The following is a 15,164-nucleotide window of genomic DNA, read 5'->3' on the forward strand; positions in this document are numbered from 1 at the left end:
CGTCCAGGCCGTTACGATAGCGTGCTGGGCCGATTTTGGAGCCCAGGAACATTTCTCATTTCCCTGCAGCGGTACCGATGAACACCAATCCCCTGACGCCTTCGGCGGCCGCTCCCGTGACTGACGCCGCGGCGGACCAGTCCGATTCCGCGCAGTTCCGCAACCCGTTTTCCGCGCTGACCTGGGTGCTGCTGGGCTGCGCCCTGGCGCTGGCCGCCGGCGCCTGCGCGCTGTGGGTGGACCTGCCGCTGGCCGTGTGGATCAAGCAGTCGGTCTCCGAGGGCGTGAACGAATCCTTCGAATGGATCGGCGAACTCGGCGAAAGCGGCCCCTATATCGGCGTGGCGCTGGCCTTCTACGTGATCGGCCTGGTCGGCCTGGCGCGCGGCTGGCGCAATCCGGTACGCATGAGCTACGCCAGCATGGCGCGCGGCAGCCTGCTGATGCTGTCGACCCTGGCGGTGGGCGGCCTGGTGGTGCTGGTGCTCAAGCGTTCGGTGGCACGGGCGCGTCCCGAGCTGTTCTTCGAGAAGGGTATCTACGGGCTGGGCGAGTCGTTTTCGCGCGTGCAGCTCTACAACTCCTTCCCGTCCAGCCACACCTATGCGGCTTTTGCCGTGGCGGTGACGCTCGGCATCCTGGCGCCGCGCTGGCGCTGGGTCTTCCTGCTGCTGGCCGCGCTGGTGGCCATGAGCCGGCTGGTCAACCTGGACCATTATCTGTCCGACGTGATGACGGCCGCGGGCATCGCGGTGCTGGTCGGGCATGTGCTGGCGCCCCGCGTGCTGGGCGCCAGATACCAATGGCCCTTGCGCGCGCCGTGGCGCTGGTGGAAAAAGTAAGGTTTGCTGTTGCTGGCGTTGGCTTGTGCTTCGTAGGTAGCCCGTCGGCGCGGACGGCTGGGTGGCGAGCAACCTTGATGCGCCCGACGGAATCCGAAGGCAGCCGCCGCAGGCGGCCACGAGGATGAGGACGGGGTAGTCCGGAGCGAAGGCTCCGGACCGCAATCGTGGGCGCTCGCCACCCAGCCGTCCGCGACGACGTGCGGCCTACGAAGCGACACGGCCTTTGCCTGCAAACCCGCAATCCACGAAGAAGCAAAAATAAGCCACTGTCCAGGAAGCCGGCCAGGGGCCGGCTCCAGGCTACGCCTTACGCGAAGTTCACCACCACGCGCCGGTTGGTGCGGCTCTTTTTCTCGATCTTCGTAACGATTACCGCGCCGATCTCGCCCGTGTTGGCCACGTGCGTGCCGCCACAGGGCTGGCGGTCCACGCCGGGGATCTCGACGATGCGTATGCTGGCGGTGCCTGCCGGAGGCGCTGCTCCCACGGTGCGCACCAGGTCGGGTTCGGCCGCCAGTTCCTCGGGCGTGATGCAGTTGATGCTGACGCCGGTGCGGGCGTCGATCAGGGCGTTCAGGCGTTCGGTCAGGTCGGCCTTGTCCAGCGTGGATTCGGGCAGGTCGAAGTCGACGCGCGCGGAGTCGGGCGAAATGCTGCAGCCGGTCACGGGCGCGGGCACCAACGCGCCCAGCAGATGCAGACAGGTATGCAGGCGCATGAGGCGATGGCGCCGCGGCCAGTCGATGGCCACCGAAACGCGCTCGCCCAGCTGCGGCACGATATCCCCTTCCAGCACGTGCAGGATGCGCTTGCGGTCCTCGGCGTAGACGGTGTCGGTCAGCGCCAGCGCGCGGCCGTCCGCCAGCGTCAGCGTGCCGCTGTCGCCCGCCTGGCCGCCGCTGCGCGCGTAGCAGACGGTCTCGTCCAGTTCGACGCCTTCGGGGCCGACTGCGATCACCGTGGCGTCGCACCGGTCCAGATAAGGGTCTTCGTCGAAACGCTTGCGAGTGGAAGGCATGTACAGGTCTCCGGATGTTCTGGGTATTTTGATGAGGGGCGGACTCAGGCCAGGATCTTCACGCCATCGGCCGTTTCTATCTGTGCGCTCAGGCGCGGCGGACCATCGGCCTGGTCGACCTGGATCAGATGGTCGGCGCCCAGCCAGGCCAAGCCCTGGCGCAGCAGCCCCGCCTGGGGATGGCTGCCGGACAATTGCTTGAGGACGAGGTCCTGGCGCGGCAGGCTGACGCCGGGAAAATCCGCCACGTCCCACTGGATCAGCGTGGGCAGCAGGCCGTCGCCGGCGGCATGGCCGGCCTCGCGCCAGGCGGGCAGGCTGCCGTCGTCCGGCACCGTCAGCCGCCAGCGCAATTGCCCGCGTTCCATGGGAATGGCGGGAGGAATGCGCATGGGATGCTCGGCCTGCATGCGGGTCAGGTCCAGCGGCGCTTCGACCCGCGCGGCCCAATGCGCGAGGTAGGGGCCTTGCGCGAGCCGGGCGCGGACCGCGCCCTGATCCAGTCCGAACCAGCGCGGCCGCGAGGGCGCGGGAGCCTGCGGATCGATGGCGATGACTTCCAGGTAGATGCCGTGGGCCATGCCCAGTACCCGGTTGTGGGTGCCCATGCGGGGATGCGCGCCGCCGCCCGAGGGCGCGATGCCCAGCAGGCCGGCGACATATTCGGTGCCGCTGTCCAGGTCTGCGGCGGCGATGACGAGGTGATCGATGACGAGTTTCATGGTGCGGCTATGGTAGCGAATCCGCGACGATCCGTATCCGTACACTGTGACGGCGGCCTGCGGTACAGTGCTCGCGCCCGGCCGTGCGCGCCGGCGCATCGGCCCAACAGGCCCTGGCAGCGGACATCGACTATATGGTTTTCTATCTTTTCGCAGCGCTGTTCGCAGTCAGTCTGCTGGTTGCGCTGGCGGCCAGCGCGGTGTGTTGGCTGCGTTTCGGTCTGAAGGCCAACGGAACCCGGCTTTGGCTTTTCGTCATGGGGTGCGTACTGTTTTCATACCTGATCGGCCTGGCGCTTATCAGTCATGACCCGTACTTCGATGACAACGGGGTGCCGGAATTCATTCCGTGGCGTTTCCGCTGGGGCTGGGCCTGGATCTACGCGGGCTTGCTCCAGTTCGCCGTCATACCCTGCGGGTTCGGCTTGCGGGCGGGGCTGAGGTTCCTGGGCAGGCGGAAGCCGGCAGGCGCCGCGGAATAAAAAAACCCGCCGCAATGCGGCGGGTCTTGTCAGCGTGGATACGATCAGGCGGCTTCGCCTTCCTCGCCTTCCTTCTTGACCGGCTTGACCAGGTCTTCGCGCTTGACGCCCAGCCACATGGCCAGGGCCGCGGCCACGAACACCGACGAGTAGATGCCGAACCAGATGCCGATGGTCAGGGCCATGGCGAAGTAGTGCAGGGTGGGGCCGCCGAAGAACAGCATGGCCAGCACCATCATTTGGGTGGAACCGTGGGTGATGATGGTCCGCGAGATGGTCTGCGTGATGGCGCTGTTGATGACTTCGTGCACGTCCGCCTTGCGGTACTTGCGGAAGTTCTCGCGGATCCGGTCCATGATGACCACGGATTCGTTCACGGAGTAGCCCAGCACCGCCAGTACGCCCGCCAGCACCGACAGCGAGAATTCCCACTGGAAGAAGGCGAAGAAGCCCAGGATGATCACCACGTCGTGCAGGTTGGCGATCACGCCGGCCACGGCGAACTTCCATTCGAAGCGGAAGCCCAGGTAGACCATGATGCCGATGACCACGACCAGCAGGGCCATCAGGCCGTTGTGCAGCAGTTCCTGGCCCACCTGCGGGCCGACGAATTCGACGCGGCGCAGCTCGACGCCGGAATCGGCGGTCTTCAGCGCGGCCATGACGGTTTCGCTCTGGGTGGCCGAGGTTTGGCCTTCCTGCAGCGGCAGGCGGATCATGACGTCGTGCGAGGTGCCGAAGTTCTGCACCTGGAAGTCGGTGTAGCCCAGCTTGGAGACCACGCCGCGCACGTTTTCAAGCTGCGCCGTCTGGGCGTAGTTGACTTCCATGACCGTGCCGCCGGTGAATTCGATCGACAGGTGGAAGCCGCGCGTGAGGATGAAGAAAACAGCCGCCAGGAAAGTGACGAGACTGATGATGTTCAGCACCAGCGCGTGGCGCATGAACGGGATGGTGCGGTGAATACGGAAAAATTCCATTTTTCGCCTTCGGCTTTATCTGTGGCGGGCGGCCGGGCCGCCCGCGCTCATGTTCAGTTGGTCTTCGGTTTCCAGACTTCACCGATGGAGATGGTCGTGAGCTTCTTCTTGCGGCCATACCAGAGGTTGGCCAGCGCGCGCACGCCCACCACCGACGTGAACATCGAGGTCAGGATGCCCAGCACGTGCACCACGGCGAAGCCCCGGATCGGACCCGAGCCGAAGGCCAGCAGCGCCAGGCCCACGATCAGCGTGGTCAGGTTCGAGTCGAGAATGGTGCCCCAGGCGCGTTCGAAGCCGTGATGGATGGCCTGCTGCGGCGTGGCGCCGGCGCGTAATTCTTCTCGTATCCGCTCGTTGATCAGCACGTTCGAGTCGATGGCCATGCCCAGTGTCAGCGCAATGGCCGCGATGCCCGGCAGGGTCAGCGTGGCCTGCAGCATGGACAGCAGCGCCAGCAGCAGCAGCACGTTCATGGTCAGGCCGATGGTGGAGAACACGCCGAACAGGTGGTAGTACAGGATGATGAAGACGGCGATGGCCAGGAAGCCGTACAGCGTCGAGTAGAAGCCCTTGGCGATGTTGTCCGCGCCCAGGCTCGGGCCGATGGTGCGTTCTTCGATGATGGACATGGGCGCAGCCAGGGCGCCAGCGCGCAGCAGCAGCGCGGTGTCGGCGGCTTCCTCGGAGCTCATGCTGCCCGAGATCTGCACCTGGCCGCCGCCGATTTCGCCGCGGATGACCGGGGCCGTGACCACTTCGCCCTTGCCGTTTTCAAACAGCAGGATGGCCATGCGCTTGCCGATGTTGTCGCGGGTGACGTCGCGGAAGATGCGGGCGCCCTTGGAGTCCAGCGTCAGATGGACGGCGGCCTGCTGGGTCTGCGAGTCGCGGCCGGGCTGGGCGTCCTGCAGGTTTTCGCCGGTCAGGATGACCTGGCGGCGCACCAGGATGGGACGGCCGTCGCGGTCGTTGTAGCGTTCGAGGCCGAAGGGCACGCTGCCGCCCAGCAGCGCGGCTTGCGCGGTGGGGGAGTCGTCGACCATGCGGATTTCCAGCGTGGCGGTGCGGCCCAGCAGTTCCTTGGCCTTGGCCACGTCCTGCACGCCGGGCAACTGGACCACGATGCGGTCGGCGCCTTGCTGCTGGATGACCGGTTCGGCCACGCCCAGTTCGTTGATCCGGTTGTGCAGCGTGTTGATGTTCTGCTTGAGCGCGGAATCCTGCACGCGGGTGACGGCGGCCGGGTTCAGCGCAGCCATCAGCAACGGCTTGCCGTTTTCCATGCGCTCGGTGAACTCCAGGTCGGGCAGGCGGCTGCGCAGGGTGGAAATGGCGCGGTCGCGGTCGTCGGTGTCGGCGAAGGTGGCGGCAACGGCCATGCCCGAGCGTTCGACGCCGGCCACGTTGACCTTCTGGTCGCGCAGCACCGAGCGCACGTCGGCGGCCAGCGAGTCATAGCGGGCGGTCAGGGCGCCCTGCATGTCCACTTGCAGCAGGAAGTGCACGCCGCCGCGCAGGTCCAGGCCCAGGTACATGGGTTTGGGCGCGAACCAGCCCAGCGAGCGCATCCAGGGGGGCGAGGCGGGCAGCAGGTTCAGCGCGACCGTGTAGTGAGGGTCGCCGGCGACGGTGTTGAGGGATTTGTCGATCAGGTCGCGCGCCTGCAGTTGCAGGTCGGTCGACGTGAAGCGGGCGCGCACGGTGCCGAGCGTGCCGTTCTGTTCGTAATAGACCCCTTCATTGGGGATCTTGGCATCGGTCAGGATCTGATCGACCCGGTTCAGCATGGCGGGATCGACCTTGATCGTGGCCTTGGCGCTGGAAACCTGGACGGCCGGGGACTCGCCGTAGAAATTGGGAAGCGTGTACAGCAGGCCGATGATGACCGCGACCAGGACCGTAATGTACTTCCAAAGGGGATAGCGGTTCATTGCCGGCTACTTCATGTAAAAGTGATGAAAGGGCCGCCCGGGCGGCGAGCGCGGCGGGCGGCGGCAGGGCCATCAAGCAACAAGAGCCCGATGGGGCTCCTGTGGGACGCTTACAGGGCCTTGATGGTTCCCTTGGGCAGCACGGTCGAGACCGAGGACTTCTGCATGATCACTTCGACGGGCTTGTCGGCCAGTTCGGAGACTTCGACGGTAACGTAGCTGTCGTTGACCTTGGTGACCTTGCCCAGCATGCCGCCGGAGGTGACCACTTCGTCGCCCTTGGCCAGGGCGGCGATCAGATTACGGTGTTCCTTCTGGCGCTTCATCTGGGGACGGATCATCAGGAAGTAGAGGATCACGAACATCAGGATGATGGGCAGCATGCCCATCAGCGCGTTGCCCTCAGGGGCGGCCTGGGCCACGACGAGGCTGGCGGTATCGATAACGGACATTGAATTCTCCTGCGGTTAGTCTGTTTGGGTGTTTATGTCTGTGTTTTTATGCGCCCATCCCCGCGCGAGCCATGGATAGGGCAAGCCGACTATTGTATATAGGTTCTGCGGCCCCACGGTACGCCCGCAGCGCGGGCGGACTGTCCGGCAGGGGCTGTTGTGCATGGGTTGCCGATTTTTGAAATTCTAATCCACCCCCCGCGCCCGGTCCGCCGCGAATTGCGCGCGCCAGGCGTCGAAGCGGCCTTCGGCGATGGCTTCGCGCATTTCCTTCATGATGGTCAGATAGAAATGCAGGTTGTGCAGGGTGTTCAGGCGCGCGCCGGTGATTTCGTTGGCGCGTTGCAGGTGATGCAGGTAGGCGCGGGAGAAATTCGCGCAGGTATGGCAGCCGCAGCTCGGATCCAGCGGGCGGGTGTCGTCGCGGTGCTTGGCGTTGCGGATCTTGACGTCGCCAAACCGGGTGAACAGCCAGCCGTTGCGGGCGTTGCGGGTGGGCATGACGCAGTCGAACATGTCGACGCCCCGGCTCACGCCTTCGACCAGGTCTTCCGGCGTGCCCACGCCCATCAGGTAGCGTGGCGCCTGGGCCGGCAGCTTGGGCGTGACGTGCGCCAGGATGCGCATCATGTCTTCCTTGGGCTCGCCGACCGACAGGCCGCCGATGGCGTAGCCATGGAAGCCGATCTCCTGCAGCCCGGCCAGGGATTCGTCGCGCAGGGCTTCGTACATGCCGCCCTGGACGATGCCGAACAGGGCATTGGGGTTTTGCAGGCGGTCGAACTCTTCGCGCGAGCGGCGCGCCCAGCGCAGCGACATGCGCATGGAGCGGGCGGCCTCTTCGACGGTGGCGGGGCGGCCGTCGATCTCATAGGGCGTGCACTCGTCGAACACCATGACGATGTCGGAATTCAGCGAGCGCTGGATGCGCATGGATTCTTCCGGCGTCAGGAACAGCCGCGCGCCGTCGATCGGGGAGGCGAACTTCACGCCTTCCTCGGTGATCTTGCGCATGCCTTGCAGGCTGAACACCTGGAAGCCGCCTGAGTCGGTCAGGATGGGCTTGTCCCACTGCATGAAGCCATGCAGGCCGCCATGCTTTTCCATGATTTCGGTGCCCGGGCGCAGCCACAGGTGGAAGGTGTTGCCCAGCACGATCTGCGAGCCGATCTCCTTCAGTTCGTGCGGCAGCATGGCCTTGACGCTGCCATAGGTGCCCACAGGCATGAAGATGGGCGTCTCGACCACGCCGTGGTTCAGCGTGATGCGGCCGCGGCGGGCGCCGCCGTCGGTGGCGAGCAGTTCGAAATTCAGTCCGGTCATGGGGCAGGGGACTCGATAAACATGGCGTCGCCATAGCTGAAGAAGCGGTAGCGCTCGGCGACGGCGTGGGCGTAGGCGCGGCGTATCGGTTCTACGCCGGCCAGCGCCGACACCAGCATCAGCAGGGTCGACTGGGGCAGGTGGAAGTTGGTGACCAGGGCGTCGATGACGCGGTACCGGTAACCAGGGGTGATGAAGAGGCGGGTGTCGCCCTGGGCGGCGGCCAGCGGCAGGCCGGGGGCGGTGCGCCCTTCGGTCTGGGCGGCGGCGGATTCCAGGGCGCGCACGCTGGTGGTGCCGATGGCGATGACGCGGCCGCCGCGGTTGCGGGCGGCGGCGATCGCGTCGACCGTGGCTTGCGGCACGGTGAACCATTCGGCGTGCATGACGTGGTCGGCCAGATTGTCCACGCGCACCGGCTGGAAGGTGCCCGCGCCCACGTGCAGCGTGACAAAGGCGCGTTCGACGCCCATCGCGGCCAGGCGGTCCAGCGTGGCCTGGTCGAAGTGCAGGCCGGCGGTGGGCGCGGCCACGGCGCCGGGTTCGCGGGCGTAGACCGTCTGGTAGCGCTCGTCGTCGCCAGTGTCGGCTTCGTGCGTGATGTAGGGCGGCAGCGGCGTCGCGCCGTGGGCATCCAGCAGGTCCAGCACCGGGCCGGGGAAGCGGATGTCGAAGAGTTCGCCTTCGCGGCCCAGCACGGTGGCGTCAAAGGCGTCGGCCAGGCGCAGCACCATGCCCGGGCCGGGCGACTTGCTGGCGCGCACGTGGGCCAGGACCCGGTCTGGCTCGGTGATGCGTTCGACCAGCACCTCGATCTTGCCACCGGTGATCTTGTGGCCGTTCAGGCGCGCCTTGATGACGCGGGTGTCGTTGAAGACCAGCAGGTCTTGCGGCCGCAACAGCGTGGCCAGGTCGGCGAATTGCCGGTCATGGAGCTGGCCGGCGCCGTCCAGGTGCAGCAGGCGGCTGCCCGTGCGTTCGGCGGCGGGCGCCTGGGCGATGAGCTCGGGCGGCAGTTCGTAATTGAAATCGGCAACGGTGAGGGGCTGGGTCACGCGGCTATCCGTCCGGCAAGGGCGGCAAAAAGAGGGCGAAAACGGGCCAGGCGGGCCCGGGGCAACCCTGTATTGTAAAGCGGCCGCAAGATCGGGGCGGCCGGCCCGGGGACGGATGGCCGTCCCGGCTGCATTCAGCGCGCCGGGTTCCAGCCCAGACGGCGCGAGCAATCCGCCGCGGCCGCAGTCAGCGCCCGCACCGGTTCGCCGTCGGGCAACAGGTCGAACCCCCCGAGCAGCCCCAGGCTGGTGATGGCGCCGGCCAGATGGCCCTGTGCATCCCGCACCGGCACCGCGGCCGAATTTATGCCGTGCAGCAGGTGGCCGCTGACGCTGGCGTAGCCACGCTGGCGGGTCGCCTGCCATTGCCGGCGCAGGGCGGCGGCGGGATCGGCGGGCGGTTCGTCCGCATCCAGCACCAGGGCGGCAGCGGGGTCATGGGCGCGCAGCGCTTCCCATTCGGACAGCGCCCTGGGCAGGGCCAGGGATTCGGGCAGCCAGGCGGCGAAGACGCGGCCGGTGGCGCTGTTGAGCAGCGGCAGCACCGAGCCTACCCGCACGTTGACGGTCACCGGCAGCCGCGCGTCGCGCCATTGCACGATGGTGGGACCGTGCTGGCCCCAGACCGAGATGAACACGGTCTGGCCGATGGCGGCGCTCAGGCCGTCCAGGCCGCCGGCCGCCAGTTTCACGAAATCCACTTCAGCCAGCGCCGCCAGCCCGGTGTGCAGCGCTTGCGGGCCGAGGCGGTAGCGGGCGCTGGCCGCGTCCTGTTCCACATAGCCGCGCCGTTCCAGCGACACCAGATAGCGGTGCACCTTGGCGCGCGGCATGTCCAGGCTGCGGCCCAGCTCGGACACGGACAGGGCGCCGCCCAGTTCGGCCAGCCGGGTCAGCACGTCCAGGGCGATTTCGGCGGATTGGATCCCCGTGCTGCTATCTGTTGACATGAGGTTGTCTCTTATTAGAATACGTGTATCACTAAAAAATACAGCGCTTGCCAGTCACTGGCAACGTGGAGACCAGCAACGACGCAGCCGCACCGCGCTGCGAGCCCGTGCGGACAAACCCGCAGCGGGCCCCCGAGGTGCCCGCCCGCCGGGCTCCCCGCCGTATAAACAGAGTTCCACGCCGTAGCGGATCGGCGCCAAGCATAAGACATCCGCGTATCCAAGGAGACTCCGCATGACCCCTCGTCGTACCCTCATGGCCGCTGCGCTGGCCGCCCTGCTGGCAGCGGCCGCCGCGCCCGCGCTGGCCCAAGTGAAAATCGGCGCCACCCTGTCCACCACCGGGCCCCAGGCCTCGCTGGGCATCCCCGAACGCAACACCATCAGCTTGCTGCCCACCGAGATCGGCGGCGTCAAGGTCGAGTACGTGGTGCTGGACGACGCTTCCGACACCACCCGCGCGGTCAGCAACTCGCATAAGCTGATCTCGGAGAACAAAGTGGACCTGATCGTCGGGTCCAGCACCACCCCCAACACCATGGCCATGCTGGACACGGTGGCCAGCGGCGCCACGCCGGTGATCACGCTGGCCTCTTCGGCGCGGCTGATCGAGCCGGTCGACGACAAGCGCCGCTGGGTGTTCAAGACGCCGCACTCCGATTCGCTGATGGCCGAGGGCATTGCGCGCCATGCGGCGGCCAATGGCGTCAAGAAGCTGGCCTTCATCGGTTTCAACAACGCGCTGGGCGAGACCTTCTGGGTGGAAATCGAGAAGGCGGCTAAAAAGCACGGCATCGAGGTGGTGGGCAAGGAAGCCTTCGCGCCCACGGACACGTCCGCCGTGGCTCAGAGCCTGAAGGTGATCGGCGCGGCGCCCGACGCCGTGGTGGTCGGCGCCTCCGGCACGCCCGCCGCGATGCCGGCCCGGGCGCTGCGCGAGCGCGGCTACAAGGGCAAGATCTATTTCAACCACGGCGTGGCCAACAACGACTTCCTGCGGGTCTGTGGCGATGCCTGCGAGGGCGCCTGGGTGCCGGTGGGGCCGGTGATGGTGGCCGACCTGCTGCCGGATACCAACCCGGTCAAGTCCACCGCCCAGGCCTTCGCCAAGAAGTACGAGGCGGCCAACGGCGCGGGCAGCGTGTCCCTGTTCGCCGCCTACACCTGGGACGTCGGCCTCTTGCTGCAGCAGGCCATCCCGGTGGCGCTGAAGACGGCCAAGCCCGGCACGCCCGAATTCCGGGCGGCGCTGCGCGACGCGCTGGAGAACGTCAAGAACCTGCCCACCGCGACCGGGGTGGTCAACATGAGCCCCACCGACCACAACGGGCTGGATGAGCGGGCGCTGGTGATGGCGACCGTGGCTTCCGGCAAGTGGAGGCTGCAGAAATAAGGAGAAAGGCCCCGACGTCGCGCATGCAATATGTATCTGCTGCGTCCTCAAAGGGCCTTTTTTGCTTGTTTGGGGCAGACGGGGGAGGGCCCCCCGCGCCGCAAGCGTCCCAGGTTTTGTATGCTCTCGGTTTTGCTGGACGAGCAACCGGGTGGGCGTGGCATGACGGGACGAGCGAATATGCGTATGGGCGGGCTGAAGCGGTGGCTGGCTGGCGGGCTGCTGGCCGCGGTGGCGGGCGTGGCCTGGGCGCAGGTGCCCGGCCTGCCGCCCAACGTGGTGAACGCCTGGAAAGCCAGCAAGCTGCCCGACAGTTCCTTGTCCCTGGTGGTGCAGGAAGTGGGCGGGCCGCGCCTGGTGGCGCTGAACGCCAAGGAGTCGCGCAATCCCGCCTCGGTGATGAAGCTGGTCACGACCTGGGCCGCGCTGTCCGAGCTGGGGCCCAACTACGTCTGGCGCACCGAGTTCATGACGGCGCCGGGCGCGCGGCCCGACGCCAAGGGCGTGCTCAGTGGCCCGCTGTACCTGCGGGCTGGCGGCGATCCGCAATTCCTGCTGCAAGACCTGTGGGCGCTGCTGCGCGAACTGCGCCTGCGCGGCGTCAAGCAGATCAATGATCTGGTCATCGACCGCAGCATCTTCGGCCAGGTCGCGACCGACCCGGGCGCCTTCGACGGCGCCCCGGACCGGGCCTACAACGCCAGTCCGGACGCCCTGATGGTGGGTTTTGGCGCAATGCGGCTGCTGTTCACGCCCGATCCCGCCGCCAACAAGTGGGTGCCGCTGATCGACCCGCCGCTGCCGGGCCTGAAGATCGAGGGCCGCGTCGAATGGAGCGACGCCCGCTGCCCGGGTCCCCCGGTGGTGACGACCGAACCGTTGATCACCCAGCAGGGCGTCACCATCCGCGTGAATGGCAAGGTCGCCGGCTCCTGCGGCGAATTCAGCCTGTACCGCCTGGCGCTGTCGCAGCCCGAGTACGCCACCGAAGTGTTCCGCATGCTGTGGAAGGAACTGGGCGGTACCTTCAAGGGCCAGGTCCGTTCCGGCATGGTGCCGCCCGACGCGGTGGTGCTGGCCTCGCATGATTCGCCCACGCTGGCCGAGGCGATCCGCCAGATCAACAAGCGCAGCAACAACGTCATGGCGCGCACCTTGCTGTTGACCCTGGGCGCCGAACGCGGCCGCCGGCCCTCCACCGTCGCCAGCAGCGAGGCCGTGGCCAAGGGGCTGTTGGCCAAGCAGGGCCTGGACATGCCCGAGCTGGTCATCGACAACGGCGCCGGCCTGTCGCGCGACGCCCGGGTGTCGGCCGACAGCCTGGCGTCGATGCTGACCGTGGCCTGGAATTCGCCGGTCATGCCCGAGTACATTTCTTCTTTTGCGATCGCGGGGGTGGACGGCACGGTGCGCCGCCGCCTCAAGGGCGATGGCACCCTGGGCATGGCCCACCTGAAGACCGGGTCGTTGCGCGACGTGCGTTCCATCGCGGGTTACGTGCTGGGCGCCAGCGGCAAGCGCTATGTGGTGGTCAGCATCGTCAACCACGAACAGGCGGGCGCCGTGCGCGCCTTCGATGACGCCCTGATCGCCTGGCTGGCCGAACAATAAACATGCATGCTTCGCGCCGGCAAGAATCTTTGGCTGATCCTGCCGGCGGTCAATAACAATTCCCTTCCAAACCGATTACGATCCTCGGATGTGGCTCGACGACGGGCGACGCCAAGCGCGCCGCGCCGTCATGGTTCCGCCTGAGGCGAATACCCTGTCTATCAATATTCTGGAGAGTTACGCACATGCCCGTGCACGAAATCCGCCATCCGCTGATCCGCCACAAGCTCGGGATCATGCGCCGCGCCGACCTCAGCACCAAGAGCTTCCGTGAGCTGTCGCAGGAAGTGGGCGCGCTGCTCACTTACGAAGCGTCCAAGGACCTGCCGCTGGCGCCCGCCACCGTCGAGGGCTGGTGCGGCTCGGTGCAGGTCGAGAAGATCGCCGGCAAGAAAGTCACCGTGGTGCCCATCCTGCGCGCCGGCATCGGCATGCTGGACGGCGTGCTCAGCCTGATTCCGGGCGCCAAGGTCAGCGTGGTGGGGGTGGCCCGCAACGAAGAAACGCTGGAAGCGCATACCTATCTGGAGCGCCTGGTGGGCGAACTGGACCAGCGCCTGGCGCTGATCGTCGATCCGATGCTGGCGACCGGCGGCTCCATGGTCGCCGCAATCGACCTGCTCAAGCGCGCGGGCTGCAAGGAAATCCGCGCCCTGGTGCTGGTCGCCGCGCCCGTCGGCATCGATGCCGTGCTGGCCAAGCACCCCGACGTGCACATCTACACCGCGTCCATCGATGACGGCCTGAATGAACACGGCTACATCATGCCTGGCCTGGGCGACGCCGGCGACCGCATTTTCGGCACCACGCAGAAGACGGAATAGCGGCCGGAGTACGGCCACGAGCAAAAACGCCAGCCTGCAGGCTGGCGTTTTGCATTGGGCCCGGCGACGCCTTACTGCCCACGGCCCCTCAGGCCGCCAGACGCTCCAGGCGTCCGTCCAGGTGCTGGCCGAACCACTGCAATTGCGAAGCCAATCCCGCCACCTCACCCACGATCAAGAGCGCGGGCGAGCGGATGGCGTGCTCGGCGGCCAGGGCCGGCAGCTGTTCCAGCGTGCCCGAGAGCACGCGCTGTTCGGGCCGGCTGCCGTTTTCGATCAACGCGAAGGGCGTGTCCGGCGAACGGCCGTGGGCCAGCAGGCGGCCGGTCAGCAGATCCAGCTGACCTACCCCCATATAGAAGGCCAAGGTCTGTTTTTCACGGGCCAGCGCGGGCCAGTCCAGATTGTCTTCGTCTTCGCGGCAATGGGCGGTGACCAGGCGGACGGACTGGGCGTGTTCACGATGCGTCAGCGGAATGCCGGCGTAGGCCGCACAGGCCAGCGCGGCAGTGATGCCGGGCACCACTTCATAGCGCACGCCGTGCGCGCGCAGGTACTCCAGCTCTTCGCCGCCCCGGCCGAAGATGAAGGCGTCGCCGCCCTTGAGCCGCACCACGCGGCGGCCGGCGTGCGCATGCTCGACCATCAGCCTGTGGATGCGGGCCTGGGTGGCGTTGTGGTCCTCGCCGGGCAGCTTGCCGACCGATGTGCGCTCGGCGTCGCGGCGAGCCAGCGACATGACCTCGCCGCTGACCAGGCGGTCGTGCAGAATTACGTCGGCCTCGTTCAGCGCGCGCAGCGCCTTCAGCGTCAAGAGGCCAGGGTCGCCCGGTCCTGCGCCCACCAGCACCACGCTGCCGGCGTCGGGCGCCCGCGGCGCGGCCAAAGCCGCCGCCAGCGCAGCCTCGGCCTGGGCCGGCTGCTGCTGGCGCAGGAAGCCGGCCACCGGGCCGTCCAGCAGCCAGTCATAGAAGCGGCGGCGCGCGCCCAGGTCGGGATGGCTGGCGCGGATCCGCTTGCGGTAGCTGGCGGCCAGTCCGGCCAACTGGCCCAGGGTGTGGTCGAACAGCGATTCGATGCGTTCCCGGATACGCCGCGCCAGCACCGGCGCCACGCCGGACGAGGAAATCGCGACGATCACGGGCGAGCGGTCGACGATGGATGGCACCTGGAAGGACGACAGCTCAGGATCGTCCACCACATTGCTGAAAATGCGGCGGGCGTGGGCTGCTTCGGATACGGCAGCGTTGGTGTCGCGGTCATCGGTGGCGGCGACCACCAGCCAGACCTCGTCGAGCCAGGCGGGATCGAAACGGCCGGCCAGATGGCGGATGCGTCCTTCGGCGGCCAGCGCGGCCAGGGCGGGCGTCAGTTCAGGCGCGCCCAGCAGCACGTCGGCCGAGGCTTCCAGCAGCGACAGCGTCTTGCGCTCGGCGACGGCGCCGCCGCCTACCACCAGGACCAGCCTGTCTTTCAGATCGGCAAAAATCGGGAAAAGCTTCATGAATGCCAGCCTCGGGCGTACCCGGCACAGTGTCGTTGGATCATAGGAAGGGGGCTTCATCCCCACAACTT

At 67.2% G+C, this 15,164-nt stretch carries 14 protein-coding genes; 5 read left to right on the forward strand and 9 right to left on the reverse strand.

Translation table 11 applies throughout. The features are described 5' to 3' along the window. Positions 1–77: 77 nt before the first annotated feature. Positions 78–842, forward strand: coding sequence for a phosphatase PAP2 family protein (locus FOC84_RS20235; protein WP_173146000.1), 765 nt, complete (start codon positions 78–80; stop codon positions 840–842). A 310-nt stretch (positions 843–1,152) separates the two neighbouring features. On the opposite strand, the gene FOC84_RS20240 is transcribed toward FOC84_RS20235, so the two are convergent. After that, positions 1,153–1,863, reverse strand: a complete 711-nt coding sequence (locus tag FOC84_RS20240) for an alanyl-tRNA editing protein (protein ID WP_173146001.1) — start codon at positions 1,861–1,863, stop codon at positions 1,153–1,155. Between the two features lie 44 nt (positions 1,864–1,907). Continuing rightward, a complete protein-coding gene (locus tag FOC84_RS20245; protein WP_173146002.1) occupies positions 1,908–2,585 on the reverse strand; it encodes a VOC family protein in 678 nt (225 codons plus the stop codon). An 83-nt stretch (positions 2,586–2,668) separates the two neighbouring features. Between FOC84_RS20245 and FOC84_RS20250 the strand changes: the two genes are divergently transcribed. Next, positions 2,669–3,067, forward strand: coding sequence for a hypothetical protein (locus FOC84_RS20250; RefSeq protein ID WP_173146003.1), 399 nt, complete (start codon positions 2,669–2,671; stop codon positions 3,065–3,067). Positions 3,068–3,111: 44 nt separating this feature from the next. Here the strand turns inward: FOC84_RS20250 and secF are convergent, their stop codons facing one another. The 6 genes from secF to FOC84_RS20280 form a co-directional block, all read right to left on the reverse strand. Then, on the reverse strand, positions 3,112–4,047 hold the full coding sequence (secF, locus tag FOC84_RS20255; protein ID WP_088142272.1) for a protein translocase subunit SecF: 936 nt from the start codon (positions 4,045–4,047) through the stop codon (positions 3,112–3,114). Positions 4,048–4,100: 53 nt separating this feature from the next. Further along, positions 4,101–5,981: a protein translocase subunit SecD gene (secD, locus tag FOC84_RS20260; RefSeq protein WP_173146004.1), complete on the reverse strand. Its 1,881-nt coding sequence runs from the start codon at positions 5,979–5,981 to the stop codon at positions 4,101–4,103. 110 nt (positions 5,982–6,091) lie between these two features. Then, positions 6,092–6,433: a preprotein translocase subunit YajC gene (yajC, locus tag FOC84_RS20265; protein ID WP_173146005.1), complete on the reverse strand. Its 342-nt coding sequence runs from the start codon at positions 6,431–6,433 to the stop codon at positions 6,092–6,094. 186 nt (positions 6,434–6,619) lie between these two features. Further along, complete coding sequence (tgt, locus tag FOC84_RS20270; RefSeq protein WP_173146006.1) at positions 6,620–7,756, reverse strand: tRNA guanosine(34) transglycosylase Tgt; 1,137 nt, start codon at positions 7,754–7,756, stop codon at positions 6,620–6,622. Further along, positions 7,753–8,811, reverse strand: coding sequence for a tRNA preQ1(34) S-adenosylmethionine ribosyltransferase-isomerase QueA (gene queA / locus FOC84_RS20275; protein WP_173146007.1), 1,059 nt, complete (start codon positions 8,809–8,811; stop codon positions 7,753–7,755). The genes tgt and queA overlap by 4 nt, the downstream gene beginning before the upstream one ends. Positions 8,812–8,945: 134 nt before the next feature. Then, positions 8,946–9,761, reverse strand: coding sequence for an IclR family transcriptional regulator (locus tag FOC84_RS20280; protein ID WP_173146008.1), 816 nt, complete (start codon positions 9,759–9,761; stop codon positions 8,946–8,948). A 235-nt stretch (positions 9,762–9,996) separates the two neighbouring features. On the opposite strand from FOC84_RS20280, the gene FOC84_RS20285 reads away from it, so the two are divergent. The 3 genes from FOC84_RS20285 to upp all read left to right on the forward strand — a co-directional run bounded on the left by FOC84_RS20285 (position 9,997) and on the right by upp (position 13,589). Next, positions 9,997–11,154: an ABC transporter substrate-binding protein gene (locus tag FOC84_RS20285; protein WP_173146009.1), complete on the forward strand. Its 1,158-nt coding sequence runs from the start codon at positions 9,997–9,999 to the stop codon at positions 11,152–11,154. Positions 11,155–11,316: 162 nt separating this feature from the next. Next, the gene (gene dacB, locus FOC84_RS20290; protein WP_173146010.1) at positions 11,317–12,765 is read left to right on the forward strand and encodes a D-alanyl-D-alanine carboxypeptidase/D-alanyl-D-alanine endopeptidase; all 1,449 of its coding nucleotides are present in this window, start codon (positions 11,317–11,319) and stop codon (positions 12,763–12,765) included. A gap of 185 nt (positions 12,766–12,950) precedes the next feature. After that, the gene (gene upp / locus FOC84_RS20295) at positions 12,951–13,589 is read left to right on the forward strand and encodes a uracil phosphoribosyltransferase (protein WP_013395748.1); all 639 of its coding nucleotides are present in this window, start codon (positions 12,951–12,953) and stop codon (positions 13,587–13,589) included. Positions 13,590–13,677: 88 nt separating this feature from the next. Here upp and cysG read toward each other — a convergent pair whose 3' ends face one another. Next, complete coding sequence (cysG, locus tag FOC84_RS20300; protein ID WP_173146011.1) at positions 13,678–15,093, reverse strand: siroheme synthase CysG; 1,416 nt, start codon at positions 15,091–15,093, stop codon at positions 13,678–13,680. Positions 15,094–15,164 lie beyond the last annotated feature (71 nt).

The sequence above is a fragment of the Achromobacter pestifer genome, assembly GCF_013267355.1.
Classification (GTDB): domain Bacteria; phylum Pseudomonadota; class Gammaproteobacteria; order Burkholderiales; family Burkholderiaceae_B; genus Achromobacter; species Achromobacter pestifer_A.

Excerpts from the sequence above, each read along its gene's own strand:
- tgt (WP_173146006.1), bottom strand. The coding sequence starts at position 7,756 with ATGACCGGACTGAATTTCGAACTGCTCGCCACCGACGGCGGCGCCCGC.
- FOC84_RS20240 (WP_173146001.1), bottom strand. The coding sequence starts at position 1,863 with ATGCCTTCCACTCGCAAGCGTTTCGACGAAGACCCTTATCTGGACCGG.
- FOC84_RS20280 (WP_173146008.1), bottom strand. The coding sequence starts at position 9,761 with ATGTCAACAGATAGCAGCACGGGGATCCAATCCGCCGAAATCGCCCTG.
- secF (WP_088142272.1), bottom strand. The coding sequence starts at position 4,047 with ATGGAATTTTTCCGTATTCACCGCACCATCCCGTTCATGCGCCACGCG.
- dacB (WP_173146010.1), top strand. The coding sequence starts at position 11,317 with ATGACGGGACGAGCGAATATGCGTATGGGCGGGCTGAAGCGGTGGCTG.
- FOC84_RS20245 (WP_173146002.1), bottom strand. The coding sequence starts at position 2,585 with ATGAAACTCGTCATCGATCACCTCGTCATCGCCGCCGCAGACCTGGAC.
- FOC84_RS20235 (WP_173146000.1), top strand. The coding sequence starts at position 78 with ATGAACACCAATCCCCTGACGCCTTCGGCGGCCGCTCCCGTGACTGAC.
- upp (WP_013395748.1), top strand. The coding sequence starts at position 12,951 with ATGCCCGTGCACGAAATCCGCCATCCGCTGATCCGCCACAAGCTCGGG.
- FOC84_RS20285 (WP_173146009.1), top strand. The coding sequence starts at position 9,997 with ATGACCCCTCGTCGTACCCTCATGGCCGCTGCGCTGGCCGCCCTGCTG.
- cysG (WP_173146011.1), bottom strand. The coding sequence starts at position 15,093 with ATGAAGCTTTTCCCGATTTTTGCCGATCTGAAAGACAGGCTGGTCCTG.
- secD (WP_173146004.1), bottom strand. The coding sequence starts at position 5,981 with ATGAACCGCTATCCCCTTTGGAAGTACATTACGGTCCTGGTCGCGGTC.
- yajC (WP_173146005.1), bottom strand. The coding sequence starts at position 6,433 with ATGTCCGTTATCGATACCGCCAGCCTCGTCGTGGCCCAGGCCGCCCCT.